This is a genomic window from Pseudoduganella sp. HUAS MS19 (assembly GCF_053615455.1).
Genome location: NZ_CM132133.1, coordinates 3,125,297 through 3,150,771 on the forward strand (window position 1 = coordinate 3,125,297; position 25,475 = coordinate 3,150,771).

The 25,475-nt window shown below is 62.8% G+C and carries 18 protein-coding genes; 8 read left to right on the top strand and 10 right to left on the bottom strand.

Annotation, left to right across the window (positions count from 1 at the left end; genetic code table 11):
- Positions 1-58 precede the first annotated feature (58 nt).
- A complete protein-coding gene (locus ACWBU6_RS14345) occupies positions 59-1,432 on the top strand; it encodes a hypothetical protein (RefSeq protein WP_452649447.1) in 1,374 nt (457 codons plus the stop codon).
- On the opposite strand, the gene ACWBU6_RS14350 is transcribed toward ACWBU6_RS14345, so the two are convergent.
- Both ACWBU6_RS14350 and ACWBU6_RS14355 read right to left on the bottom strand, forming a co-directional pair.
- The gene (locus ACWBU6_RS14350; RefSeq protein WP_452649448.1) at positions 1,427-1,792 is read right to left on the bottom strand and encodes a DUF4870 family protein; all 366 of its coding nucleotides are present in this window, start codon (positions 1,790-1,792) and stop codon (positions 1,427-1,429) included. The two genes, ACWBU6_RS14345 and ACWBU6_RS14350, sit on opposite strands and share 6 nt — an antisense overlap.
- A gap of 9 nt (positions 1,793-1,801) precedes the next feature.
- Positions 1,802-2,149: a GFA family protein gene (locus ACWBU6_RS14355; RefSeq protein ID WP_452649449.1), complete on the bottom strand. Its 348-nt coding sequence runs from the start codon at positions 2,147-2,149 to the stop codon at positions 1,802-1,804.
- A gap of 68 nt (positions 2,150-2,217) precedes the next feature.
- On the opposite strand from ACWBU6_RS14355, the gene ACWBU6_RS14360 reads away from it, so the two are divergent.
- Together ACWBU6_RS14360 and ACWBU6_RS14365 are read left to right on the top strand one after the other, a co-directional pair.
- The gene (locus ACWBU6_RS14360; protein ID WP_452649450.1) at positions 2,218-3,411 is read left to right on the top strand and encodes a CaiB/BaiF CoA transferase family protein; all 1,194 of its coding nucleotides are present in this window, start codon (positions 2,218-2,220) and stop codon (positions 3,409-3,411) included.
- Between the two features lie 481 nt (positions 3,412-3,892).
- Positions 3,893-4,672, top strand: coding sequence for an APH(3')-I family aminoglycoside O-phosphotransferase (locus ACWBU6_RS14365; protein ID WP_452649565.1), 780 nt, complete (start codon positions 3,893-3,895; stop codon positions 4,670-4,672).
- A gap of 71 nt (positions 4,673-4,743) precedes the next feature.
- On the opposite strand, the gene serB is transcribed toward ACWBU6_RS14365, so the two are convergent.
- The 4 genes from serB to ACWBU6_RS14385 all read right to left on the bottom strand — a co-directional run bounded on the left by serB (position 4,744) and on the right by ACWBU6_RS14385 (position 10,949).
- Positions 4,744-5,589 carry a phosphoserine phosphatase SerB gene (serB, locus tag ACWBU6_RS14370; protein ID WP_452649566.1) on the bottom strand — a complete coding sequence of 282 codons (846 nt, stop codon included), beginning with the start codon at positions 5,587-5,589 and terminating at the stop codon, positions 4,744-4,746.
- A 14-nt stretch (positions 5,590-5,603) separates the two neighbouring features.
- The gene (gene mfd, locus ACWBU6_RS14375; RefSeq protein WP_452649451.1) at positions 5,604-9,035 is read right to left on the bottom strand and encodes a transcription-repair coupling factor; all 3,432 of its coding nucleotides are present in this window, start codon (positions 9,033-9,035) and stop codon (positions 5,604-5,606) included.
- Positions 9,036-9,096: 61 nt separating this feature from the next.
- On the bottom strand, positions 9,097-10,044 hold the full coding sequence (locus ACWBU6_RS14380; protein WP_452649452.1) for a lipase secretion chaperone: 948 nt from the start codon (positions 10,042-10,044) through the stop codon (positions 9,097-9,099).
- Positions 10,041-10,949: an esterase/lipase family protein gene (locus ACWBU6_RS14385; RefSeq protein WP_452649453.1), complete on the bottom strand. Its 909-nt coding sequence runs from the start codon at positions 10,947-10,949 to the stop codon at positions 10,041-10,043. The genes ACWBU6_RS14380 and ACWBU6_RS14385 overlap by 4 nt, the downstream gene beginning before the upstream one ends.
- Positions 10,950-11,194: 245 nt before the next feature.
- On the opposite strand from ACWBU6_RS14385, the gene ACWBU6_RS14390 reads away from it, so the two are divergent.
- Positions 11,195-13,027 carry a methyl-accepting chemotaxis protein gene (locus ACWBU6_RS14390; protein WP_452649454.1) on the top strand — a complete coding sequence of 611 codons (1,833 nt, stop codon included), beginning with the start codon at positions 11,195-11,197 and terminating at the stop codon, positions 13,025-13,027.
- Here the strand turns inward: ACWBU6_RS14390 and ACWBU6_RS14395 are convergent.
- From ACWBU6_RS14395 to ACWBU6_RS14405, 3 genes are read right to left on the bottom strand one after another with little or no spacing between them, the layout of a single operon-like run.
- Complete coding sequence (locus tag ACWBU6_RS14395; protein WP_452649455.1) at positions 13,024-13,794, bottom strand: PP2C family protein-serine/threonine phosphatase; 771 nt, start codon at positions 13,792-13,794, stop codon at positions 13,024-13,026. The two genes, ACWBU6_RS14390 and ACWBU6_RS14395, sit on opposite strands and share 4 nt — an antisense overlap.
- Positions 13,791-14,801 (bottom strand): ABC transporter substrate-binding protein, encoded by a 1,011-nt coding sequence (locus ACWBU6_RS14400; RefSeq protein ID WP_452649456.1) that lies wholly within the window; start codon positions 14,799-14,801, stop codon positions 13,791-13,793. The genes ACWBU6_RS14395 and ACWBU6_RS14400 overlap by 4 nt, the downstream gene beginning before the upstream one ends.
- A gap of 2 nt (positions 14,802-14,803) precedes the next feature.
- Positions 14,804-17,194 carry a penicillin-binding protein 1A gene (locus ACWBU6_RS14405; RefSeq protein WP_452649457.1) on the bottom strand — a complete coding sequence of 797 codons (2,391 nt, stop codon included), beginning with the start codon at positions 17,192-17,194 and terminating at the stop codon, positions 14,804-14,806.
- A 107-nt stretch (positions 17,195-17,301) separates the two neighbouring features.
- Between ACWBU6_RS14405 and ACWBU6_RS14410 the strand changes: the two genes are divergently transcribed.
- Genes ACWBU6_RS14410 through glpD form a run of 3 tightly spaced genes read left to right on the top strand, consistent with a single transcriptional unit; the run spans position 17,302 to position 22,347 of the window.
- Positions 17,302-19,533 carry an OPT family oligopeptide transporter gene (locus tag ACWBU6_RS14410; RefSeq protein ID WP_452649458.1) on the top strand — a complete coding sequence of 744 codons (2,232 nt, stop codon included), beginning with the start codon at positions 17,302-17,304 and terminating at the stop codon, positions 19,531-19,533.
- Positions 19,534-19,546: 13 nt separating this feature from the next.
- The gene (locus tag ACWBU6_RS14415; RefSeq protein ID WP_452649459.1) at positions 19,547-20,824 is read left to right on the top strand and encodes an amidohydrolase family protein; all 1,278 of its coding nucleotides are present in this window, start codon (positions 19,547-19,549) and stop codon (positions 20,822-20,824) included.
- Between the two features lie 11 nt (positions 20,825-20,835).
- On the top strand, positions 20,836-22,347 hold the full coding sequence (gene glpD / locus ACWBU6_RS14420) for a glycerol-3-phosphate dehydrogenase (RefSeq protein WP_452649460.1): 1,512 nt from the start codon (positions 20,836-20,838) through the stop codon (positions 22,345-22,347).
- 62 nt (positions 22,348-22,409) lie between these two features.
- Here the strand turns inward: glpD and ACWBU6_RS14425 are convergent, their stop codons facing one another.
- Positions 22,410-23,915 carry a peptide MFS transporter gene (locus ACWBU6_RS14425; RefSeq protein ID WP_452649461.1) on the bottom strand — a complete coding sequence of 502 codons (1,506 nt, stop codon included), beginning with the start codon at positions 23,913-23,915 and terminating at the stop codon, positions 22,410-22,412.
- A gap of 182 nt (positions 23,916-24,097) precedes the next feature.
- Between ACWBU6_RS14425 and ppnN the strand changes: the two genes are divergently transcribed.
- Positions 24,098-25,468, top strand: a complete 1,371-nt coding sequence (ppnN, locus tag ACWBU6_RS14430; RefSeq protein ID WP_452649462.1) for a nucleotide 5'-monophosphate nucleosidase PpnN — start codon at positions 24,098-24,100, stop codon at positions 25,466-25,468.
- Positions 25,469-25,475: the final 7 nt, after the last annotated feature.

Genomic DNA, 25,475 nt, shown 5'->3' on the forward strand with positions numbered 1-25,475 from the left:
ATTGATCGATCTTCCCTACTTGCTTAAATTGGTCGGACATCAAGCAGGGGAGACCGTCATGCAAATTCTGAAGATTGCAGCAGGCGCCGTGCTGTGTGGCGCTACGTGTTTGATTTCGGCAGCGCCGCCTTCCAGTTATATGCCTGTGGTGGCGAAAGAGGATTTCCAAGCCACGTTCGAAAGGATGAAGGCGGCGCGGGCTGGCCTGATCCGAGAGCAGGCGGCCTTCCTGGAGAGCCGCTATGACTTGTCGAACCGGCCAGCGAAGGGCGTCACCATGTTCCGAGGAAAGGCGGTCCAGGAGGGCGTACGGGTCAAGCTGCCGCGGGGTGCAAGCTGGGACAAACTGGGCGCAATGAGCCCGGAGGAAATCCGTGAGAAGGGACTGTACCCGAACGGCTTCCTGCCGCTGCCGCACCCGAACCATCCTGAAGGCGGGATGCTGTTCCCCCAGTTCCACATCGACGAGATCAAGAAACAGGAACAGCGCGACCTCAATCGCTTCGATCTCGCGTTCGACTTCCCGGACCACTTGCTGCCGGAATTCCCCGCGCCGATTTTCCTGACCACGCGTCCCGACCTGGGGGATGTCTCGAAAGGCAAGCTGCTGACCATCGACAACTTCCACCAGATGTTCAACGGCATCCTGAACCCGAAGCAGCTCGAAGGACTGCGCCTGTTGCTGACGCCATTCCCGCAACAGCAATTCAACCAGACCGAGGATCGGCGGTCGGAACGTCCAAGCCGCGGCGTCACGTGTTTCGATTGTCATGCGAACGGCCACACCAATGCCTCAACCCACCTGGCGGGCGACGCCCGGCCGCAGGCTTTCCGGCATCGCATCGACACGCCTTCGCTGCGAGGCGTGAACCTGCAGCAGCTGTTCGGCTCTCAGCGTGCGCTGAAATCCGTGGAGGACTTCACAGAATTCGAACAGCGCGCCGCGTACTTTGACGGCGACCCGGTGATCGCAACGAAGAAGGGGGTCAATGTGCTGGAGCGCGGCAGCCAGGTGCACTTTATGGGCGAGTTCCAGAACATCCTCGACTTCCCGCCGGCGCCAAAGCTGGGCGTCAACGGCAAACTCGATCCGCGCAAAGCCAATGAGCAGGAACTGCGCGGCCAGGCGCTCTTCTTCGGCAAGGCCCAATGCGTTACGTGCCACACGCCGCCACACTACAGCGACAACCTGATGCACAACCTGCGCACGGAGCGCTTCTTCAAGCCGCACGAAGTGAAGGGCGCCATGATGGTGGGCGATGGCCCGATCAAGACCTTCCCGCTAAGGGGAATCAAGGAATCGCCGCCTTACCTGCATGATGGACGGCTGCTGACGCTCGAGGACACGGTGGAGTTCTTCAACCTGATCCTCGAGACGAAACTGTCGGCGGCAGAGAAGGCCGACCTGGTGGCCTTCCTGCGTACTTTATGAGTTGCCGACCGGCGCGTTGTTATTGAGGGCGGTGATGCCGCGAATCAGGCGGTAGATCTTCCACAGCCAGGCGCCGACCCAGACCAGCCACGCGAGCGGGATGCCGAAGATGGTGATGAACAGCACCCAGCCGACGGCGATCCACACCAGGTACCACCAGAACGAGCGGATCATCCAGCCGTGGTGGCTATGCACGAAGGTGCCGGCGCTGTCGTCGCGTTTGACGTAGTTCAGGATCAGCGGGATAAAGGACGCGGCGCCGAGCGTGAAGAATACGCTCAGCCCGTGGCCGAGGTAAAGCCAGAATGCCCAGTCTTTGGCCGATCGCGTCTGGTTGTCGAAAACGAGTTCTTGTGCCATGTTGGCTCCTTACAGTTTGCGTCCGTCGTAATGCTGGACAGGGTAGCTGTCCAGCTCAATGTCTTCCAGCACGCGAGCGTTGACGGCGGCCATTTCGCTGCCATTCGGCGCTGTGCCTTCGCCGTAGGTGTGAATGCCGCATTTCGGGCAGAAGCGGTGCCTGATCACGTGCTTGTTGAAAACGTAGCTTGCCTGGTCTTCTTCGGGCGTCAGCAGTTTCAGGCTGGCGCGCGGAATAAACCACATCAAAGCGCCTTTGCGCTGGCAGATGGAGCAATTGCAGGCTACCAGCCCATCGATATTGCCTTCTGCCTCAAACCTCACATTGCCGCAATGGCAGCTTCCCTTGTACAGCATTTTTCGCCTCCGGTTAGAATGATTGGTTTGGCGCTAATGATAATGTAATTGCAAGAGGAGTGGGCGAAATGGCGGGTCCGTTGCTGGGAATTAAGGTTATCGAGATTGGGACGCTGATTGCGGCGCCGTTTGCGGCCCGGCTGATGGCGGAATTCGGGGCCGAAGTCATCAAGATTGAAGCGCCGGGCGAGGGCGACCCGATCCGCAAATGGCGCAAGCTGCATAAGGGCACGTCGTTGTGGTGGTACCTGCAGTCGCGCAACAAGAAGTCCATTTCCATCAACCTGAAGGCGCCCGAGGGCATTGCGCTGGTCAAGCAATTGTGTGCCGACGCCGATGTGCTGATTGAGAATATGAAGCCTGGCGCGCTGGAGAAGCTGGGCCTTGGCTGGGATGTGCTGCATGCCTTGAATCCGAAGCTGACCATGGTGCGCATCTCGGGTTACGGCCAGACCGGCCCATACAAGGATCGCCCGGGTTTCGGCGCGATCGGCGAGGCAATGGGCGGCATTCGTTACACCACGGGCGAGGCGGGCGGCGTACCGGCTCGCGTTGGCGTGAGCCTTGGCGATTCGCTTGCGTCGCTGCATGCTGTGATGGGCGCTCTGATGTCCGTGCTGCGTGTGAAGATGGGGAACGGCGATGGGCAGGTGGTGGACGTATCGCTGGTCGAGAGTGTTTTCAATCTGATGGAATCGCTGGTGCCGGAGTACGACCTGCTTGGCCATGTGCGTGAGCGAAGCGGTGGCGCCTTGCCGGGTATCGCACCATCCAATACCTATCCCACGCGCGACGGTTCGTATGTGGTCATCGCCGGCAACAGCAACCCGATATACAAGCGCCTGATGCACGCCATCGGCCGGGCCGACATGGCGGAAGACCCCCAGTTCGCGCAGAACGATGGCCGCGCGGCGCAGGAAAAGCTGATCGATGCTGCGATTGCCGGCTGGACTTCGGCCCATACCATCGACGAAGTACTGGCGGTACTGGAGCGCGCCGAAGTGCCGGCGGGCCGTATTTATTCGGTCAAGGATATCGTCGCCGACCCGCATTACCAGGCGCGCGATATGCTGCTGGAGACGGAGTTGCCGGACGGCGTGCACGTCAAAATGCCTGGCATCGTGCCTAAGCTGTCCGAAACGCCGGGGGAAGTGCGCTGGCAGGGGCCGACGCTGGGCGAACATACTGACTGCGTGTTGTCTGCATTGGGTTTGCCTGACGCCGAGATCGCCGCGCTGCGGGAACGCGGTGTCGTGGCTTAAGGTCAGGTCCAGCAAATTTTTCAAGGCTCTGCATGCAGCGTAAGCGTTATCGACTCATTTTTGCGGGGCTGGTCGTCCTTGCAATTGCGTTATTGACGATATTCCTGGCTGATGGCATACCTCAAGTTCTTTCTTGCGCGGTGTTTTTGTTCGTCATTGGGTATGCGAATATCTGGTCGGTCATGGCAGCGCTTGAACGCGGCGCATTTGATGACGGGAGTTTCAGGCCCGTTGTAAGAAGCGGTGCTCCCATTAGATTCTGGCTTACGCTTATGGTATTGGGCGCTATGGGACTCGCTGCAGGCGTTGGCTCATTGGCCATATTCGGCGTCACGTTGTGGTCAGCGTTTAAATCGGGGTAAGTCCACATGCCGCGAATTTACCTTGCCTTGCGCTTTACTCATTGAGACTGAATATGAATTTTTCTGAGAGACTTGAATCTTCCCGTGAGTTGACCGACGAAGAATTCCTGGACGATATCATGCCTCTGCCGGCCGACATTTCGGTCGCGATGGCGGGATATCGATGGACTCGTAATACTGTTGGCCAATCGGGAAGCGCAGTTTGCCGACTGCATGGAAAGGCAAATGCTCCCGACTTGTTTTTGAAGTATGGCGTGGGGGGAGTGGCCGACGACATCAGCGAAGAAATGGTGAGGTTGCGTTGGCTGGGAGGACATATACCCATGCCGGCAGTTGTGCGTTTCGTCCGCACCCCCAAAGAGGCCTGGTTGCTGATGACGGAGGTGCCTGGCGTAACTGCTTACCAGCTTATGGTGTCGAGCCCGGACCGCCGTACCGCTATTGTGGACGCCATCGCTGTGTTCCTGCGCCGGATACACGCAATCCCGGTCGGCGATTGTCCCTTCACCAGCAATCATGAGCATCGGCTGCTTCGTGCGCGAGCGCGCATCGATGCCAACCTGGTGGACGAGGACGATTTCGACGAGGATCGGGAGGGTTGGAGCGCCGAACAGGTTTGGCAGGCAATGCAAGGCCTGCTGCCGATGGCGCCCGATCCCGTGGTTACCCATGGCGATTTCTCCCTGGATAATCTCCTTATCCAGGACGGGGAGGTTGCGGGCTGTATTGACGCCGGGCGAGTCGGTATCGCCGATCGTTACCAGGACCTCGCAATAGCCTGGAATTGCCTCGGCGAGTTCGGCGCATCACTGCAGGAACGCTTCCTGGCGCAGTATGGCGTCCGTGACCTGGACCGGAGGAAGCTCCAGTTCCATTTGATGCTGGATGAATTGTTCTAGACGAAAGAATTACCAATGAACAGGTCTGGCGAGCGGACAAAATGTCCGATTGCCGGACCTGACCCCGACTTTTAATGCGCTAGCAGGTTGAGGATGCCGTCCAGGCCGACGAAGTTGAGGGCGACGTTGGCTTGTTCGCGCACCACGGGCTTGGCGCGGAAGGCGACCGACAGGCCGGCGATGCTCATCATCTTCAGGTCGTTGGCGCCGTCTCCCATCACGATGGCTTGCTCGGGCAGGATGCCGATGGCGGCGCAGACGTGTTCGACGGTGTTGCGCTTGACGGTGGCGTCGACGATTTCGCCGATGACCTTGCCGGTCAGTTTGCCGTCCACGATTTCCAGCTCGTTGGCGCGGGTGAAGTCGAGGCCGAGGCGGGTTTTCAGGCGCTCGGTGAAGAAGGTGAAGCCGCCCGATACCAGCAGGGTTTTCAGGCCGGCGGCCTGCACCGCTTTCAGCATTTCCTCGGCGCCCATCGACAGGCGCAGGCGTTCTTCGTAGACGCGCTCGAGGGCCGAGGCTTCCAGGCCTTCCAGCAGCGCCACGCGGCGTTTCAGACTTTCGGAGAAATCGAGCTCGCCGCGCATGGCCGCTTCGGTGATTTCGGCTACTTGCGGCTTCAGGCCTTGCATGTCGGCGATTTCGTCGATGCACTCGATCGTGATCAGGGTCGAATCCATATCCATCGCGACCAGCTTGAATTCGTCCAGGCGGCGCACTCCCATCATGTAGGTCGCGTCGAGCTGGGCTGCCTGGGCTGCGATCTCGATGGTCTGGCGCAGGGCTGGCGTGAAGCTGATTCCTTCGCAGCGCACGGCGTTGCCGGAAACGGTTACCACTTTCTTCGGCGCGGTCAGGGCGGCAATGCGCTGCAGGCGGGGGGCGCATTCGCCGACGCCTTGCAGCACGAGATTCATGGTCATGTCGTTGTTCATGTCAGTTGTTTGATGGCGGTCTTGATCTGGTTCACGCGGGCCGCCAGGTCAGGCATGTTCGCTGTGATCTTGAGCTTGTCCTGTCCGTTCAGCTTGATGTGGCGCTGGTTCTGGATCAGGTGGATGATGCGCATCGGGTCGATCGGCGGCTTGGGCATGAACTGCAGGTTGACCGCTTCCGAATGGGCATCGATCTTGATGATGCCGACAGTCTTGGCGGCGATACGCAGGCGGTGGGTTTCCACCAGCGCCTTGGCGGATTCAGGCAGTTTGCCGAAGCGGTCGATCAGCTCCTCTTGCAGGTCGTCGATTGCGTTCTGGGTTTCGCAGTTGGCCAGGCGTTTGTAGATCGACAGGCGTTCGTGCACGTCGCCGCAGAAGTCCGCGGGTAGCAGGGCCGGCGTGTGCAGGTTGATTTCGGTGGTGGTGGCCAGCGGGGCGGCCAGGTCGGGCTCCTTGCCGGCCTTCAGTGCGCGCACCGCTTCGTTCAGCATGTCGGTGTAGAGCTGGAAGCCCACTTCCAGCATTTCGCCGGACTGGTTCTCGCCCAGCACTTCGCCGGCGCCGCGGATTTCCAGGTCGTGCATCGCGAGGTAGAAGCCGGAGCCCAGTTCTTCCATCTGCTGGATGGCGTCGAGGCGGCGCTGCGCCTGCTTGGTCAAGCCTTGCACGTCCGTCACCAGCAGGTAGGCATACGCCTGGTGGTGCGAACGGCCGACACGGCCGCGCAGCTGGTGCAACTGCGCCAAGCCGAACTTGTCGGCACGGTGCATGATAATGGTGTTCGCGGTCGGCACGTCGATGCCGGTTTCGATAATCGTGGTGCAGAGCAGGATGTTGTAGCGTTGTGCCACGAAGTCGCGCATGACTTTTTCCAGGTCGCGTTCGTGCATCTGGCCGTGGGCGACGGCGATGCGCGCTTCGGGCAGCATCTCTGTCAGCTTGGCCAGGCGGTTCTGGATCGTTTCGACTTCGTTGTGCAGGAAGTAGACCTGGCCGCCGCGTTTCAGTTCACGCAGAACCGCTTCGCGGATGATGGAGTCGTTCTCGCTGCGCACAAAGGTTTTGATGGCCAGGCGCTTTTGCGGGGCGGTGGCAATCACTGAGAAGTCGCGCAGGCCTTCCAGCGCCATGCCGAGCGTCCGCGGTATCGGCGTTGCGGTCAGCGTCAGCACGTCGACTTCGGCGCGCAGGGATTTCAGCGCTTCCTTCTGGCGCACGCCGAAACGGTGTTCCTCGTCGATGATGACCAGGCCGAGGCGGTCGAACTTGACGTCGTCCGATAGCAGCTTGTGGGTGCCGATCACGATGTCCAGCGTGCCGTCCTGCATGCCTTTGATGGCGTTGGCGATCTCCTTGCCGGTGCGGAAGCGCGACATTTCGGCGATGCGGACCGGCCAGTCGGCGAAGCGGTCGGCGAAGGTTTGCGCGTGCTGTTCGGCCAGCAGAGTTGTCGGCGCCAGCAAGGCAACCTGCTTGCCGCCCATGACGGCGATGAAGGCTGCGCGCAGGGCCACTTCGGTCTTGCCGAAACCGACATCGCCGCATACCAGGCGGTCCATCGGTTTGCCGGAGGTCATATCCTTGATCACATTGCCGATCGCTGCCGCCTGGTCGGGGGTCTCGTCGAAGCCGAAGCTGTCGGCGAAACGTTCATAGTCGTGCGAGGAGTATTCGAAGGAGTGGCCTTGGCGCGCGGCGCGACGGGCGTACAGGTTGAGCAGTTCAGCGGCGGTATCGCGTACCTGTTCGGCGGCCTTGCGTTTGGCTTTGTCCCACTGGCCGGAGCCGAGGGTGTGCAGCGGCGCGTCGTCCGGGGAGGCGCCGGAGTAGCGCGAGATGACGTGGAGCTGCGAGACCGGCACGTACAGCTTGCTCTCCTTGGCGTATTCCAGGTGCAGGAATTCGGTTTCGCCTTCGCCCAGGTCCATACTGACCAGGCCCATATAGCGGCCGATGCCGTGGTTGATGTGCACCACCGGGTCGCCGATCTTGAGTTCGGACAGGTCGCGCACCATCGATTCGACCTGGGTGACCGCTTCCTGCTTCTTGCGCCCTGCACGGCGGCCGCTGCCGGCATACAGTTCGGTTTCGGTGATGAAGGCGATGCCTTCGTCCAGCTCGAAACCGGCATGCAGGGGCGATACGCCCAGCACGACCTTGGCTTCGCTGGCGAGGAAACCGTCGAAGCCTTCGACCAGGGCCGGCGCCAGGTCGAACTCGGCGAAGTACTGCTGCAGGGTTTCGCGGCGGCCGTTGGTTTCGGCGCAGATCATCGCGCGGCGGCCGGACTGCATCAGGTAGGCGCGCAGGTTGGTCAGCGGGTCGTCCAGGTGGCGGTTGACGGCAATGTTCGGGACCGGCGCCGACAGTTCGGAAGACGGCAGCGACATGTCGCGCGAGATGGCGATGCGCGGGTGCGGCTTGGCCATCACGAAGAACTGCTCGTCGCCCAGGAAGATATCCTGCGGCGGCAGGATAGGGCGCTCGCGGTCGGCCTTCAGGAATTTGTAGCGCGATTCGGTGTCGGCCCAGAAGCGCTTGATGGCGGCGTCAATGTCACCCACCATGGCCACGCTGGCTTCTGCCGGCAGGTAGTCGAAGAAGGTCGCGGTTTCGTCGAAGAACAGCGGCAGGTAGTACTCGATGCCAGCGGAGGCGATGCCGCTGCTGATGTCCTTATAGACCACGGCGCGCGACGGGTCGCCTTCGAATGCCTCGCGCCAGCGGCTGCGGAAGGCGGTGCGCGAGGCCTCATCCATCGGGAACTCGCGGCCCGGCAGCAGGCGCACTTCCTTGACCGGGTACAGGGAGCGCTGGGTGTCGGCGTCGAAGGTGCGGATGGTTTCGATGGTGTCGCCGAACAGGTCCAGGCGGTAGGGCAGGGCGGAACCCATCGGGAACAGGTCGATCAGGCCGCCGCGCACGGAATATTCGCCGGGCGACATCACCTGGGCGACGTGGGTGTAGCCCGCCAGCGTCAGCTGCGACTTGAGCCTGGCCTCGTCCAGCGATTCGCCCTGCTTGAAGAAGAACGTGTAGGCGGCCAGGAAGGAGGGCGGCGCCATGCGCACCAGCGCGGTGGTGGCGGGGATGATGGCCACGTCGCATTGGCCGGTCTGGATCTCATGCAGGGTCGCCAGGCGCTCGGACACCAGGTCCTGGTGCGGCGAGAAAGCGTCGTAAGGCAGGGTTTCCCAGTCCGGCAGCAGGTGGCAGCGCAAGGCGCCGTTGGCAAACCACGGGATTTCAGCCAGCAGGCGCTGGCCGTCGCTGGCCTGGGCAACGACCACGGCCAGCATCTGGCCGCGTGCTTTGAGTTCGCGTGCCGTTTGCGCCAGCGCGTAGGCGTCAGCGGAGCCGAACAGGTTGGGCAACGCGAAGCGGTTGCCGGGTTTGGGAAGTGCTTTTTTGAAGTCGAAAGGCATGCAAACGTGGCGCTAACTGAGGGGACACTAATATGCTGGCCCCACATTATAGTGCAAGCACCTATTCGTAGGCGCCCAGCCGTTTTTGTTCCCGTGATGTAAAAAGACTATCGCGCAGCTGCTCGATGGCGGCATGGTTGCCGCCCAAACCGGCGCTGGCGGAGCGGTAGGCGGCGATCCGGCGCAGCCATTCGGCCTGTTCCCGGTCCAGTTGCGCCAGCCGGCTGGCCGCTTGCGGGTCGAATGCTGCTGCGCGCAGGCGGAAGATGTCGTCCTCGCTGGCGCCGGAACTGCGGGCGCTTTCGACCTGCTGTTCGGTGGCCAGGACCCGTTGCGGCGCGGCCCGCTCCTGCTGCAGCCCGGCCGGCAGGCTGCGGTCAAGGTCCGCCATCCCTTGCATGCGCTGGCCGGGAGTCAGGGATTGGTCGTGCGCCAGTTCCAGGCGGGCGATGGCGTCCTGGTCGCGGGCGTCGGTATCGCCGAACAGCCCTGCGGCTTCGCTGTGGCTGAAATAACGCTTGCGCAGTTCCTGCATGGCGCGCAAGCGGTTGCGGGCCGCGGCGGCGAATGAGGTGCCGTGGCCGGGGCCGCCCTGGCTTTGTTCGGCTTCGCCCAGGGCGCGCTTGTAGGCCAGGTACTGGCCGAGCAGGCGCTTGGCTTGCGCAGCTGCGGCGGGTTCCAGGCGCCGTTCCAGCTCGCGTTCGATGCCGGCGCGGATGGCCGGCAGTCCGGCTTCGCCCAGCGCGGCCAGGTAGTAATCGAATAGATGCCGCAGCTCAGCGTCGACTCGCAGCGCGCCGCCGGCAGCCGCGCCGGGCCGGCCGTCGGGCTGCGTGCCGGCCATGGAGGGAACGAAAGGGGCCGGCGCGGCCGGCGCCGGACCCGGCCGCGGCGACACAGTCCGGGCGCCTGGCCCTGGCGGCGTGCCGGCCACGTGCGCCCAGAGCGCAATCGCACCGGCCGCCGCCAGCACGCCCGCCGCCCATCCCGCCCGGCCCCGGGCGCTCACAGTCCCATTCCCTGCAGGCGGTTGGCGTGCTGGCGGAACAACGTCACCGGGCTGGTTTCGAACAGGTGGGTGATGCCGACCATCTGGTTGACTTCATCGAGGTGGTTCATCCAGTAGTCGTCGCGAATCACACGGCCCAGGTGTGTGGAGCAACTGGCGACCAGGCCATCGTTTTTGGCGCCGCCAAAAGCAATGGAGGTGACGGCGAGGAAGGGATCGGCGGGATCGAAGATATTGGTGTAGGGTTTGGCCCCACTCCAGGAGAAGTAGTACACGCCATTGGCCTGGTGCGCACCCTCGCCGCAGGCAGTCGACGGCAATCCGGCGGGATGGCGGGCGTTAAAGGTGGCGGTGCCTGCGGTACTGAGCGATTGTGCCGCCGCTTGGGCGTCCTGCGGCAGCGAGGCACTGCCGGAAATCAGGCCGAGGAAGCCGCCCAGCGCGTTGCCGATGCTGTACACCAGGTCGGGCGCCGCACCGACCAGCGCGTCCGCCACCTTCGAACCTTTGTTCACGCCGCCGATGCTGGTCACCGAGGCCACCAGGTCCGGCCGCACCGACGCGACATAGCGCGAGGTCGGGCCGCCGTGGCTATGCCCGATCAGGTTGACCTTTTCCGCACCGGTGGCCGCAAGCACCTGGCGCACCTGGAACAGGAGCTGTTCGCCGCGCACTTCGGTACTGTTGGCCGCTGAAACGGAGGTCACATAGACCTGTGCCCCGCCGCTGCGCAGCGCCCCCGGGATGCCATAAAAGTATTCGAGCGGACCAAGGCTGTCAAAGCCGAACAAACCGTGGACCAGGACGATGGGGTAGCGCGTTTGCGTGTAGCCGGTTGCAGAAGCGGGAATTGAGGTGAGGGCGATGAACAGGACCGAAAGCAGCTGCCAGACGAACTTCTTCATAAAGCCTCCTGTGCTGATTGGTTGTCGGAGAGTCCAATCTAGCACCAGCAATGCGCTGCGCGAGAAGATTGCCCGATTAGCACGGTGGGTTCCTTCAGTGCCAAATCACTTTGTTGCATGGATGGCGCGCGGGACAAGGATTCCGTTGACGCTTGGAAATTAAAGCCCGATATTCCTTCGTGGAGAGCACAATCTCACCAAATATCACAAGCTTAATAATATTGCCTTACATGAAGGAGGCCGCCATGTTCAAGAATCTCATGATCAAATGGAAGCTGGCCGTGCTGGTGGCAGTGATGACGCTGGCGTTGGCGGTGCTCGGAATTTCCGGCTATCGCGGCATTGCCGGCGTGGGCGAATCCGTCAACGAGATCGGCGTGGTGCGCCTGCCCTCGATCTACGGCTTGCTGGTCTTAAGCGAAGGGCAGACTGCTGTCGACAAGGCGACCTTGCAGAGCGCCATCTACGAGAATGACTACCAGGCGCAGGCGAAATTCGCTGAGGTGGCGAAGGCGCGCGATGCGGCGTGGGCCAAAGCCACGGCAGGCTGGAAAAAGTATGAACCGCTGCCGCAGACGGCTGAAGAAGCCTTGCTGTGGAAGCAGTTTGTCGGCGAGTGGGATGCCTGGAAGTCCGCGGATGCGAAGCTGGGCGGCACCGTCTCGGCCCTGGCCGGCAACCAGGACGAGGCAAGGCAGAAGGAACTGTTTGTCCAGTTCTACGGGCAGTACCAGGCTGCGGGGCCGCTGTTCGCCAGGGCGGAACAGACCCTGAACAAGATCATTGAACTGAATGATGTCATCGCCAGGGATTCCGTCAAATCCGGCAGCGAGGCGGTCGTTTCGGCAGAGCGCACGATGGTGGCCACTGCCGTGGCAGCGATGGCGCTGGCGATTGCCATTGCCTGGTATATCGCGCTGGCGATCACGCGGCCGATCGCGTCGGCGGTAAAGGTGGCGCAGACGGTGGCGGCGGGCGACCTGACCAGCGCTATCGCGGTGGAGAGCAACGAGGAAACCGGCCAGCTGCTGCAGGCGCTGAAGGATATGAACACAAGCCTGATCAGCGTGGTGGGCCAGGTACGCAAAGGCACCGGCACCATTGCCAGCGCGACGACGGAAATCGCAAGCGGCAATATGGATCTCTCCAGCCGCACCGAAGAGCAGGCCAGTTCGCTGGAGGAAACCGCCTCGTCGATGGAGGAATTGACTTCCACCGTGCGGCACAACGCGGACAATGCGCAGCAGGCAAACCAGCTGGCCAAGACCGCATCCACAGTGGCGGCCAAAGGAGGCGAGGTGGTGGCGCGCGTGGTGGCGACCATGGATTCGATCAATGAGTCGTCCAGCAAGATCGTGGACATCATCAGCGTGATCGACGGCATCGCCTTCCAGACCAATATCCTGGCTTTGAATGCAGCGGTGGAGGCCGCCCGGGCCGGCGAGCAGGGGCGCGGCTTTGCGGTGGTGGCATCCGAGGTGCGCAACCTGGCGCAGCGCTCGGCGGCTGCGGCGAAGGAGATCAAGCAGCTTATCGGCGATTCGGTGGAAAAGGTTGGCGCCGGCAGCAGGCTGGTGGGCGAGGCTGGCGCGACCATGGGCGAGGTGGTCACCAGCGTGCAGCGGGTCACCGACATCATTTCCGAAATCAGCCTGGCGACTCAGGAGCAAAGCGCTGGCATCGACCAGATCAATATGGCGGTCAGCCAGATGGACCATGTGACGCAGCAAAATGCCGCGCTGGTCGAGGAAGCTGCTGCGGCTTCGGCAGCGCTGGAAGAGCAGGCGGCCCGGCTGATGGAAGTGGTGAGCGTGTTCAAGCTGGATGCGGCGGCGATGGCCGGCCCTGGAGATGAGGCGCCGGCACGGCGGCCGTCAACCCAGGCCAGGGCACTGGCCGTGGCACGGCCGGCGCGCGGCAGCGAACAGCGCGCGGCCAGGCGCGGCGAAATGCATGCCGCTGCCCGCGAGGATGCGGGCGCCGGGACGGACGGGGGCGCGGGCGCGGGCACGCGGGCCGGGGCGCGCCGCCCGGCTGAGGCAGTGGCCAGGCCCGGCGACGATTGGGAAGAATTTTAGGCGGGGCAGCGCAGCAGGATGGCCGTGATGTTATCGCGGCTGCCGTCCTGCTTGGCTTTTTCCACCAGCGCCGCACAGGTTTCGGGCAGGTTGTCCGGAGCGGCGCTCGCCAGCAGCGCGGACAAGGCCTCCTGCGTCGACGCCCCATACAGGCCGTCACTGCACAACAGGTAAAGGTCGCCCGGCGCCAGCCGATGCGAGAACACGTCCGGACGCACTTCTTCGCCCGGCCCGATCGCCTGCAGCAGCAGGTTTCGCGGCGGCAGGATGCCTTTCATGCCGGCCTCCAGCGCCTGCTGGTACAAGGTCTGGTCGTGGGTAAGTTGCGCCAGATATCCGTCGCGATAGCGATAGATACGGCTGTCGCCGACGTGAAAGATGAAAGCCGGACCATCGGCATGCGGTTGCCACATGCCTGTCAGGGTGGTACCCATGCCATAGCCATCGGCCAGGCCGGCAGCCGCATTGTTGCGGAACAGGGTGCTGTTGGCGAACAGGACTGCTTCATGCAATTGACGCAGGGCCTCGCTATCGCTGCCCGGCGCATGCTGGGCGCGCAGATGCTTCCAGACGAGCAGCAAGGCTTCGGTGCTGGCGATATCGCCGCCGACGTGGCCCCCCATGCCGTCCGCAACAGCAATAAGGTTCATTTCCGGCAGCAGCAACAAATTGTCCTGGTTGCTGGGCCGTACAGTGCCGACGTCCGTCAATCCATAGGCCAGGCCCATGGCCATCTGCTGCAATACCGGCGGCGACAGCGGGGTCATTTGATTTGCTCCGCAAATTGCAGCACGCGCGCTGGCGGCATCATGCCGAGCTGGCGTGCCACGTCCATGTTGACGAGGTAAGAATAACTGCCCGGCGTTTCAATCGGAAGCGCGGCGGGCTTGACGCGATGGTACAGGATCTGGGCCGCCTTATGTGCAGTCAGGCGCCCGACATTTTTATAGCCGGCCACCAGGCCAAACAGGGCGCTGCCGTCGCGCAGCGCTACTTCGGCCGCGGAAAACACGGGCAGGCCGAGCGCCAGCGCGGTTTCCGTGAGCAGGATGCGCTGGGAAGCGATGAAACTGTCGGGGCCAATATAGATCAACTGCGACTTGCGCTCCGCTAAATCCTTCAGCATGTCCGGAATCGCCTGCGCGCGCGGCAAGCCTTGTTCATCCAGCGGTAGCGGGCGCGGGGTAAACTCGGCGCCCACGCGTTCCGCTTCGGCCCGCATTTCCCGCATGGCGACGCGCGCGTTCACCTCGTTCGGATTGTAGATCGCGCCGATGCGGTCGAAGCGGCGGTAGTTGCGGATGGCGCTCATCTGCTGTCGCGCCGGCACCACGTGGCTGACGCCTGTCAGGTTGCGCCGCGACGAGGCCATGTTTTGCACCATCCCGGCTGCAATCGGCGCGGAAACCATGGTGAACACGATGGGGATCCCGAACTCCCTGGCCGCCACCGCCAGGCTGACCGGCGTACCCCAGGTGTAAATCAGGTCTGCATGCCAGGCGCGCGCTTCATCGAGCAGGGCCGGCACGCGGCTGGCATCCATGTCCACGCTGCGCACCATGAAGTCCGCTTGCAGCCGCTTGTCCTTGAACCACTGGTGGAATCCCGCTTCGACGTCAGTCTCGCCGCGGAACAGGATCATATAGATGCGCGGGATATGCGGGGCGGCGCTGTGGGCGCCGGCGGAAGGCGCGATGGCCGCCAGCGGCGCAAGCGCCGCCGCGGCGCCGAGCAGGCGCCTGCGCCGGAACGATGCAGCCCTTTGGCCCGGCATGCTCAGACCCCCATCGGCGCTTGCTGGTGCGGCACTTGCTGGAGCGCGGGCTGGGCGGGCGGTGCTGGCTGCGCCGGCGCGGCGGGCGGCTGCACTGTGCCATCAGCCGGCACTGGCGGCTCGTCTTCGTCCGGCACTTCGCCCATGTCGATGGCCAGCACGGTCGGGTCGGTGGCGTATTCTTCCAGGATCCAGTCGCCGTTCAACTGCACTACGCCCTCCGGCGCCGGCCGGTCGAGCGGCGGGTGTTTCGGCAATGCCGAACGCATGTAATCCATCCAGATCGGCAGCGACAGCGTAGCGCCGAACTCGCGGCCGCCCAGCGATTTCGGCTCGTCGTAGCCCATCCAGGCAACGGCCACCACACCACCGCCATAACCGGCGAACCAGCCATCGAAGGAGTCGCTGGTGGTGCCGGTCTTGCCGGCCAGGTCAGAGCGGCCAAGACGGCCGGCCGCAGCGCCGGTGCCGCTGCGGGCGACATCGCGCATCATGCTGTCGGTGATGAAGACGTTGCGTTCGTCGATCACGCGTTCGCCGGTATTGGCAGGCGCCGGAGGCTGGATGTCCATGATCGGCACGCCCTTGGCGTCGGTCACGCGCGAGATCAGGTAAGGCGTCGCCTTGTAGCCGCCGTTGGCAAAGACCGCGTACGCTCCGGCCAGCTGCAGCGGGGTGACGGCGCCGGTGCCCAGCGCCATGGTGAAGTTCTTGGGATGGCGAGACTGGTCGAATCCGAAGCGGGCCAGGTAGGCGTGGGTGTCGTCCAGGCCGGCGGCACGCAGGATGCGCACCGAAGGCACGTTCTTCGATGCCGCCAGCGAGCGGCGCATGGTGACCTGGCCGTCGAACTTGAAGTCGTCATTCTGGGGCTTCCAAGGCTGGCCGATGGCACTGCCCGGCAGTTCCAGCGGTTCGTCGGAGATCACCGTGCCGGGGCCGAAGCCCTTGGCGACTGCAGCCGAGTAGATGAATGGCTTGATCGAAGAACCCGGCTGGCGCCAGGCCTGCGTTACGTGGTTGAACTTCTGCAGGCCGTAGTCGAAGCCGCCCACCATGGCCTGGTAGGCGCCGGTGTTGGCGTCCAGCGCCACAAAAGCGGCGGCCACTTGCGGCACCTGGGTAATGGCCCAGCCCTTCTTCTCGGTCTGCATGACGCGGATCACGGCGCCGGGACGGATCGCGGAAGCCGGCTTGGCCTTCTTTGACAGCGCGGAAGCGGCCAGTTTCAGGCCTTCGCCGCTGATTGACAGCACGTCGCCGTCCGAGGTTTCCGCCTTGACCAGGGCCGGGCCCGCTTCCAGTACCACCGCCGGAATCAGGCCATCGCTGACGATGCGCTTGCCCAGCACTTCATCGATGGCGTCGCCGCGCTCTTCCTCATCGGCAGGCAATTCGATATAGGTTTCCGGGCCGCGGTAGCCGTGGCGCTGGTCGTAGGCCACCACGTTGCGGCGCACGGAATTGTAGGCCGCCTCCTGGTCGCGCGACTGGATGGTGGTGTAGACGTTAATGCCTTTGGTGTAGCTCTCTTCCTTGAACTGCGCGAAGACAACCTGGCGCGCCAGTTCGGCCACGTATTCCGCGTGCACGTCGAACTCCTGGCCGCGGTGGTTGACGTGAAGCTGTTCCTTCTTGGCTTTTTCGTACTGCGCCTCGGTGATGTATTCGAGTTCGAACATGCGGCGCAATACCACCTGCTGGCGCGAGCGCGCTTTCTTCGGGTTGACGGCCGGGTTGTTGCGCGAAGGATTTTGCGGCAGGCCCGCCAGCATCGCCGTTTCGGCGATCGACAGTTCCTTCAGCGATTTGCCGAAGTAGGCCTGGGCGGCGCTGGCGAAGCCGTAGGAGCGCTGGCCCAGGTAGATATTGTTCATATACAGCTCGAGGATCTTGTCCTTGTCCAGCGCATCCTCGATGCGATAGGCGAGCATGGCTTCGGCCAGCTTGCGCGAGATGAATTTATCTTTGCTGAGATAGAAGTCGCGCGCCACCTGCATGGTGATGGTCGAGCCGCCCTGGCGGAAGCTGCCGCGCAGGTTGGCGCGGGCGGCGCCCAGCACGCGCACCCAGTCGATGCCGCCGTGCTCATAGAAACGAGAGTCTTCAATCGCCAGCACGGCCTTCTTCATCAGGTCCGGCACTTCGGCGATTGGCGTGAAATCGCGATGCTCTTCGCCGAATTCGCCAATCAGCACCTTGTCTGCCGTGTAGATGCGCAGCGGGATCTTGGGACGGTAATCGGTAACGGCTTCCAGGGTTGGCAGGTTGGGGCGGATCACGAAGGCCGCGTAACAAGCCAGGGCGATGCCGCCGGCCAGGGCGGCGAGGCCGGCGCCGATACTGGCGCGGATGATGTTACGGCGGTTCAGCCAGGAAGGACGATTGATCAAATCAGCTCTCTCGGTTGCTAAGTCGGGGCATTATAGACTACTCGGTAGTTGCTACTTCATTGCTATATATGCCATAGTCCTAGGTGTTTTCGTCTAAAAGGATTCTAGTGTTCCGTCCCTATATACCCGACGAGGCGAGGCTGCCGGAGCTGACGTTCCGCGCCTTGTTCCTCGGCACCTTGCTGGGCATGGTGTTTGGCGCTTCTTCGCTGTACCTGGTCCTGAAAGTCGGCCTGACGGTCAGCGCTTCGATTCCGGTGGCGGTCATTGCGATTACAGTCTTCGGCCTGGCCAGGAAACTGGGAGGCAAGGACGCCAGCATCCTGGAAAACAGCATCGCACAGACTGCCGGTTCGGCCGGCGAATCGATTGCCTTTGGCCTGGGCGTAACCATGCCGGCCATCCTGATCCTTGGCTTCGACCTTGAGATCTGGCGCGTCATGCTGGTGGGCGTACTGGGCGGCCTGCTGGGCATCCTGATGATGATTCCGATGCGCCGCACCATGATCGTGGACCAGCACAATGAGCTGAAGTTCCCGGAAGGGACCGCCTGCGCCGAAGTGCTGAAGGCCGCGGCGAGCGATTCCTCGCGCCAGGCGGCCGGCGAACCTTTGCAGGGCGAGTCGGAAGCTGCGCGCGATGCGCGGCGCCGTGCGCGCCTCATTTTCGGCGGCTTTGCGGTGGGCTTGCTGTACAAGGCGCTCAACGTTTCCTTCAAGGGCTGGAAAGATACGCCGGAGCTCGTGCTGGGCGCACCGCTCAAGGGCGGTTCGGTCGGCGCCGAAGTCTCGCCGGAGCTGCTGGGCGTGGGCTACATCATCGGCCCGCGCATCGCGCTGACCATGACGGCCGGCGGCGTCCTGTCCTACCTGCTGCTGATCCCGATGATCAAGTTCTTCGGCGACCCGCTGGCCACCATCCTGGCGCCCGGCACCATGCTCATTTCCGATATGGGTCCGGACGATGTGCGTGGCGCCTATATCCTGTACATCGGCGCGGGTGCTGTGGCGGCCGGCGGCCTGATAGCGCTGCTGCGTGCGATGCCGATGATCTGGCGCAGCCTGGCGGCAGGCTTGGCCGGCGCAGGTAACAGCAGCAAGGCCGATACGACGCGCCGCACCGAGCAGGATATCCCGATGAAATGGGTGGTGCTGGGCTGCCTGGGACTGATCGCGGTGATCACGGCTTCCGCGCCGCTGCATATGAACCTGCTGGGCGCCTTGCTGATCCTGGTATTCGGCTTCCTGTTTTCCACCGTTTCGTCGCGCCTGACCGGCGAGATCGGTTCGTCCTCCAACCCGACTTCCGGCATGGCGGTGGCGACGCTGCTGTTTACCTGCCTGATTTTCCTGATGGTCGGCTGGACCGGCGGCCAATACTATGTGACGGCGCTGTCGGTGGGGGCGATCGTTTGCATCGCCTCCGCCAATGCGGGCACGGTGTCGCAGGACCTGAAGACCGGCTTCCTGGTCGGCTCCACGCCGCGCCTGCAGCAATACGCCATGCTGGTCGGCTCGCTGGCCTCGGCCCTGCTGCTTGGCCCGATCCTGCTGCAACTGAATAACGCCAGCACGGTCTACGTTCCTGCGGCCCAGGTTGCGCCGGGCTTGGCGACCGATGCGTCGCGCCTGACCGCCAGCGCGCGCCTGGAAGGCCCGCAGGCAGCCGGCGACACCGCCACCTACAAGGTCTGGCAGAAACCGGACGCGCAGGGCGGGCCGGAAGGCAAATACCTGGTGGCACCGGACGGCAAAGCTGTCTGGTACGTCGATCCGGGCATCAACGGTACGCACAACAAGCGCCCGGACGGCACGGAGGTGCGCAAGTACGACGCGCCGAAAGCGGTGCTGGTGTCCTACATCATCAAGGGCATCCTCGACCAGGAATTGCCGTGGACGCTGGTGATGCTGGGCGTGATGATCGCCGTGGTGCTGGAGATGTCGGGCGTGCAGTCGCTGTCTTTTGCGGTGGGCGTCTATTTGCCGCTCTCGGCAACACTGCCGATTGCGGTGGGCGGGGTGCTGCGCTGGGTGGCCGATCGCCGCAACAACAAGCTGCCGCAGTACGCGGGGAAAAGCGGCGAAGAGTTGCAGGCGGCCGGTGACCGCAGCGAAGGCGTGCTGCTGGCGTCCGGCTATATCGCAGGCGGCGCCCTGGCCGGCATCGTGATCGCGATCACCGCAGGGGTGATGACCAATTTCGATGCTGCGGTCACAGCGTGGGCCGAAAGCAGCAATCCATTCTTCAGCGGGCCGCTGGCCGATTTGCTGTCCTTGCTGCCTTATGCTGTAATCATGGGGCTGCTGCTGTGGGCGGCGCGAGAAAGATCCACACGTTAAAGGAGGCTGGGCGATGAGGAAACTGGCTGCGGCAGGCCTGCTGCTGGCAATGGGAACAGCGGGGGCTGCCACGCAAACGGTCGATTGTGGCCGACTGCTGGACGTCAAGGCCGGCGTATGGCGCGAAAAGGTCACGGTGCATATTGAAAACGGCTCCGTGAAGGCCGTCGAGCCGACCAAAAGCAAAGGCGACGTCGACTTGAGCGCGATGTCCTGCATGCCGGGCTTCATCGACATGCACGTGCACCTGACCAGCCAGACCCAGCCCCAGGTCGAAGCGCTGCGCGGGCAGATGACGTTGGACGCCATCGACCGCGCCTATGATTCGGTAGCCTTCGCGGAACGTACCCTGAAGGCAGGTTTCACCACTGTGCGCGACCTTGGCGCAAACGAGGGCCTGAATACCGCCATGAAGCGCGCCATCGGCTCCGGCGCCATTGCCGGCCCGCGCATGTTCACATCCGGCAAAACCATCGCCACCACCGGAGGCCATGGCGACCCAAGCAACGGCAAGTCGCGCGAATTGCGCCACCTGCAGGGCACGCCCGGCCCGGTTGAAGGCGTGGTCAACAGCCCTGATGAAGCCCGCCAGGCCGTGCGCGCCCGCTACCAGGAAGGTGCGGACCTGATCAAGATCACCGCCACCGGCGGTGTCCTGAGCCAGGCCAGCAGCGGTATGAATTCGCAGTTCGACGACGCCGAACTGAAGGCGCTGATCGCCAGCGCCAGGGATTACGGATTCAAGGTCGCAGCGCACGCCCATGGCACGGAAGGGATGAAGCGCGCCCTGAAGGCCGGCGTCGATTCGATCGAGCACGGCACCTTCATGGATGACGAAGTGATTGCCCTGTTCAAGAAGACCGGCGGCTGGTATGTTCCAACCATCAGCGCCGGCCGTTATGTGGCGGACAAGGCAAGGGAACCGAATTATTATTCGCCGCTGGTGCGGCCGAAAGCCGCCGCCATCGGCCCGCAGATCCAGGGTACGTTCGCGCGCGCCTACAAGGCCGGCGTGAAGATCGCCTTCGGCACCGATGCCGGCGTCTTCCCGCATGGCGAGAATGCCAAGGAATTCGCCTATATGGTGGAAGCGGGCATGCCCGCGCTGGAGGCCATCCGTTCGGCCACGCTCGGCGCCGCCTCGCTGCTGGGCCAGTCCGGCCGCCTTGGCTCGCTGGAGCCAGGCTTTGCCGCCGATATCGTGGCGGTGGCGGGCGATCCATTGAAAGACATCACCCTGCTGCAGAAGGTAGGATTCGTGATGAAGGAAGGCGTAGTTTATAAACAGTAGTCGGGGAACGCATGGCGGACGTAGATTGCGATGTACTGGTAGTTGGCGGCGGGATTAACGGGGCGGGCATTGCGCGCGATGCGGCGGGCCGCGGACTGTGTGTCGTGTTGTGCGAGAAGGATGACCTGGCGTCGCACACCTCGTCCGCCTCAACCAAGCTGATTCACGGTGGCCTGCGCTACCTCGAATACTATGAATTCCGGCTGGTACGCAAGGCATTGGCAGAGCGGGAAGTACTGTTGCGCAGCGCGCCGCACATCATGTGGCCGATGCGCTTCGTGATGCCGCACGACGCAGGCCAGCGGCCGGCGCTGATGATCCGTGCCGGCCTGTTCCTCTACGACATGCTGGCCAAGCGCGAGCTGTTGCCCGGCTCGCGCGGCATCAACCTGCGTTGCCACCCGGCGGGGCGGCCGCTGAAAGAGTCCTACAGTGCCGGTTTCGAATATTCCGACGGCTGGGTGGACGATGCGCGCCTGGTGGTCCTGAACGCAATGGACGCCTGTGCCAAGGGCGCCTGCATCCTGACCCGCACCACCTGTGCCGGTGTGGAGCGTCACGCCGGCCACTGGGTGGCGACGCTGCGCAAGGCCGACGGCACCGAAAAGCGCATTACCGCCAGATCGGTGGTCAACGCGGCAGGCCCGTGGGCGCAGTCTTTCATCCAGGCGGCGGGCGGCAAGCAGCAATCGCGCAATTTGCGCCTGGTCAAAGGCAGCCATATCGTGGTGCGCCGCATCTTCGAACATGACCAGGCATATATCTTCCAGAACAAGGATGGCCGTATCGTGTTTGCCATCCCGTATGAACGCGATTTCACCCTGATCGGCACGACGGACCTCGAATACAAGGGTGATCCGCAGCGGGTGGCGATTGAAGAAAGCGAAATCCGCTACCTGTGCGAGCTCGCCAGCGGCTACTTCCGTGAGCCGGTGCGGCCGGCGGACGTGGTCTGGACTTACGCTGGCGTGCGTCCCTTGCTGGAGGACGCCGCAGCCGACGCCAAGGCAGTCACCCGGGACTATTTCCTGGAGCTGGACAAGGAAGGCGCTCCGCTGCTGAATATCTTCGGCGGCAAGATCACGACCTTCCGCAAGCTGGCCGAAGACGCGGTAGACCTGCTCTGCAAGACGCTCGGCCGTCCGGCGAAAAGTTGGACCGAAAAGGCATGCCTGCCCGGCGGCGACCTGTTTGGCGCCATGCCGCAGAACCGTTCGGTCCTGGAGTTCTGCAGCTGGGCCGCTGCGGTGCAGGTGAAGTACGCCTGGCTGCCGCAGGAGCTGGTGCAGCGCTACGCACGGGCCTATGGCACACGCGTGCACACCCTGCTGGAAGGCCGTGCATCGCTGGCCGATATGGGGGAGGAAATCCTGCCCGGAGTCTACGCAGCGGAAGTGAACTACCTGCGCCGCATGGAATGGGCCGTAACGGCCGCCGACATCCTGTGGCGCCGCTCCAAGCTTGGCCTGCACTTGCCGGCCGGGGCGGAAGCCAGGCTCGACGCCTGGCTCGCAGCCAACTAAAGAAAAAGGCAGCCGAAGCTGCCTTTTTTGTTGCCTGAAAAATGGGGACGTACCCCATTTTTTTATTTCACGCCGTGCATCAGCTTCTGCACCAGAGGTGCAATGATGAACAGCACGACGCCAGCGCCCATCAGAGACCAGAAGCCGAAGGTGTAGCCGGACAGCGCCGAGGCTACCGACATGCCGCTGTCGCCGGAAACATGGGAGGCGAAGATGCCGGACAGGTTGTTGCCGATACCGGTGGACAGGAACCAGCCGCCCATGCCCATGCCAACCAGGCGGACCGGTGCCAGCTTGGTCACCATCGACAGGCCGATCGGAGACAGGCACAGCTCACCGATGGACTGGATCACGTAGACCATGAACAGGGTCCAGAACGGGATCAGGCCTTTGTCGTCGACCAGGAAGCTCAGGGCATACATCAGCAGGCCGAACGCCAGGCCGTTGCCGAGCAGGCCCAGGCCGAATTTGCGCGGGATCGAAGGATTCAGGTTGCGCTTGCCCAGCATCACCCAGATCGCCGCCACGACCGGCGCGAAGACGATAATGGCAAGCGAGTTGACCGACTGGAACCAGGCCACCGGGAACTCCATGAAGCCCAGGTCGCGGCTGACGATCTTGTCGGCCAGGAAGGTGAAGGAGGAACCAGCCTGCTCGAAGAAGCACCAGAACAGAATGTTAAAGGCGAAGATGATCATCATGGCGATGGTCTTGTCGCGCGCCACAGGGCCATTGCGCACGCCTTCGACGATCAGCATCACGACCAGGATTAGGAACAGCACGGTCAGCACGCCTTGCAGCTTCTCGGCGCCCAGCGCCAGCAGGGTGAACACGACCGGGATCACGGCCAGTGCGCCCAGCGACACGTAGACGATGCGCATCGGGCTCTTCGCTTCCGGCGCCGGTTCGCCGATGCCTTTCAGGCCCTTGCGGCCGAGGTAGAACCAGAACAGCGAAATGATCATGCCAACGCCAGCGGAGATGAACACGATCTTGTACGCCGGGGTGTCGCCGGTGGCGAAGATCTTCTGCGCCAGCAACTGGGTGAAGATCGGAGCCAGGAAGCCGCCGACGTTAATGCCCATGTAGAAGATGGTGAAGCCGGAATCGCGGCGCGTATCGCCCATCGAGTACAGCTTGCCCACCATGGTGGAAATGTTCGGTTTGAACATGCCGTTACCCACGATAATCGTCGACAAGCCAAGCTTGAAGATCGTGTCGTCCGGTATCGCGATCATGAACAGGCCGGCCGCCATGAAGGTCGCGCCGACCAGGATGGAGCGCTGGTAGCCCAGCACGCGGTCGGCGACATAGCCGCCGAACAGGGCACCGGCATATACCAGTGCCAGATACGATCCGTAAGTCAGGTTGGCCGCAGCCTGGCCCGATGCATCGCCGCCGTAGAACTGCGAAACGATGTACAGTACCAGCGCCCAGCGAATCCCGTAGAACGCAAAGCGTTCCCAGAATTCAGACATAAACAGCATCCAAAGCGGAGCAGGGTGACCCATGATCTGCTTGAATTCGGGGATTTTAACCTCGGTGGTTTGCGTGGTTGGACCGCTCATGCGGCTTCTCCTGGTCGAAAAAAAGCCGAATTGTAATCCACCCCGCACAGTTAAGGGCAAATTCGCGTGCTGCAAAGCAGCATTGTGGTATGTTTGCCAAGCTTGCGTCTGTGAATCGGCATACCAAGAGCGTATATTGAAGGTGCAGCCCCCAAAAAGTTAAATAAAAGGATTTACGTATCATGGACAGCAACGTTGTCGATACTCTCATCGCTCCGGAGGGCAGGCTGGAAGTCCTGTCCAAGGCGGAGGTAGTCCAGCTGCTCGACTCGGGCAAGGGCGGCCTCTATAACATCTTCCGCAACTGCGCCCTGGCGGTGCTGAACTGCGGCAGCACGATCGACGATGGAAAGGAATTGCTGGATCGCTTCAAGTCGTTTGACATCAACATCCTGCAGCGCGAACGCGGCATCAAGCTGGAGATCAAAGGGGCTCCCGCCATCGCTTTCGTCGATGGCAAGATGATCAAGGGTATCCACGAGCACCTGTTTGCTGTGCTGCGCGATATTGTCTTTGTCAGTAACGAAGTCACGGGTAACCCCAAGTTCGACCTGGCCCGCAGCGAAGGCATCACCGATGCGGTATTCCATATCCTGCGCAATGCGAATGTGCTGAAGCCGCAGCTCAATCCGAACCTGGTGGTGTGTTGGGGCGGCCACTCGATCAACCGCGCCGAATACAACTATTCGAAGGAAGTGGGTTACCAGCTTGGCCTGCGCGGGCTGGATATCTGCACCGGCTGCGGCCCCGGTGCAATGAAGGGGCCGATGAAGGGTGCCACCATCGGTCACGCCAAGCAGCGCTTTACCGGCGGCCGTTACCTTGGCATCACGGAGCCTGGCATTATTGCGGCAGAATCGCCGAACCCGATCGTGAACGACCTGGTGATCATGCCGGATATCGAAAAGCGGCTGGAGGCGTTCGTGCGTGTCGGTCACGGTATTTGCGTGTTCCCGGGCGGTGCAGGGACGGCGGAGGAGATCCTTTATATCCTCGGCATCCTGCTGCATCCCGATAATGCCGACATTCCTTTCCCGCTGATCTTCACCGGGCCGGAAACCTCGCGCGATTACTTCGTTCAGATCAATGAGTTCATCGGGCACACGCTCGGCGCGGAGGCGCAAAAGCGCTACAAGATCATTGTCGACGACCCGGAACTGGTGGCGCAGGAAATGCAGGAGGGGATGAAGCAGGTGCGCGAGTATCGCAAGTCGCGCTCGGACGCCTACTATTTCAACTGGGCGCTGAAGATTGACGATGAATTCCAGCGCCCGTTCGCGCCAACGCACGAGAATATGCGCAACCTGAGTCTGCACAAGAACCAGGCGGTGCATGTGCTGGCGGCTAACCTGCGCCGGGCGTTTTCGGGGGTGGTGGCGGGGAATGTGAAGGAAGAGGGCATCCGTACCATCGAAAAGTACGGCCACTTCGAGATCCACGGCGACAAGGAAATCATGGGGCCGATGGATGCGCTGTTGGCGTCGTTTGTGGCGCAAAGCCGCATGAAGCTGGCGGGCAAGGCTTACACGCCTTGCTACCGGGTGATCCAGTAAGTAGAAG

What these genes read in the sequence shown, in the direction of transcription:
- ACWBU6_RS14345 (WP_452649447.1), top strand. Translation starts at nt 59, where the DNA reads ATGCAAATTCTGAAGATTGCAGCAGGCGCCGTGCTGTGTGGCGCTACG.
- ACWBU6_RS14350 (WP_452649448.1), bottom strand. Translation starts at nt 1,792, where the DNA reads ATGGCACAAGAACTCGTTTTCGACAACCAGACGCGATCGGCCAAAGAC.
- ACWBU6_RS14355 (WP_452649449.1), bottom strand. Translation starts at nt 2,149, where the DNA reads ATGCTGTACAAGGGAAGCTGCCATTGCGGCAATGTGAGGTTTGAGGCA.
- ACWBU6_RS14360 (WP_452649450.1), top strand. Translation starts at nt 2,218, where the DNA reads ATGGCGGGTCCGTTGCTGGGAATTAAGGTTATCGAGATTGGGACGCTG.
- ACWBU6_RS14365 (WP_452649565.1), top strand. Translation starts at nt 3,893, where the DNA reads ATGCCTCTGCCGGCCGACATTTCGGTCGCGATGGCGGGATATCGATGG.
- serB (WP_452649566.1), bottom strand. Translation starts at nt 5,589, where the DNA reads ATGAATCTCGTGCTGCAAGGCGTCGGCGAATGCGCCCCCCGCCTGCAG.
- mfd (WP_452649451.1), bottom strand. Translation starts at nt 9,035, where the DNA reads ATGCCTTTCGACTTCAAAAAAGCACTTCCCAAACCCGGCAACCGCTTC.
- ACWBU6_RS14385 (WP_452649453.1), bottom strand. Translation starts at nt 10,949, where the DNA reads ATGAAGAAGTTCGTCTGGCAGCTGCTTTCGGTCCTGTTCATCGCCCTC.
- ACWBU6_RS14390 (WP_452649454.1), top strand. Translation starts at nt 11,195, where the DNA reads ATGTTCAAGAATCTCATGATCAAATGGAAGCTGGCCGTGCTGGTGGCA.
- ACWBU6_RS14395 (WP_452649455.1), bottom strand. Translation starts at nt 13,794, where the DNA reads ATGACCCCGCTGTCGCCGCCGGTATTGCAGCAGATGGCCATGGGCCTG.
- ACWBU6_RS14400 (WP_452649456.1), bottom strand. Translation starts at nt 14,801, where the DNA reads ATGCCGGGCCAAAGGGCTGCATCGTTCCGGCGCAGGCGCCTGCTCGGC.
- ACWBU6_RS14415 (WP_452649459.1), top strand. Translation starts at nt 19,547, where the DNA reads ATGAGGAAACTGGCTGCGGCAGGCCTGCTGCTGGCAATGGGAACAGCG.
- glpD (WP_452649460.1), top strand. Translation starts at nt 20,836, where the DNA reads ATGGCGGACGTAGATTGCGATGTACTGGTAGTTGGCGGCGGGATTAAC.
- ACWBU6_RS14425 (WP_452649461.1), bottom strand. Translation starts at nt 23,915, where the DNA reads ATGAGCGGTCCAACCACGCAAACCACCGAGGTTAAAATCCCCGAATTC.
- ppnN (WP_452649462.1), top strand. Translation starts at nt 24,098, where the DNA reads ATGGACAGCAACGTTGTCGATACTCTCATCGCTCCGGAGGGCAGGCTG.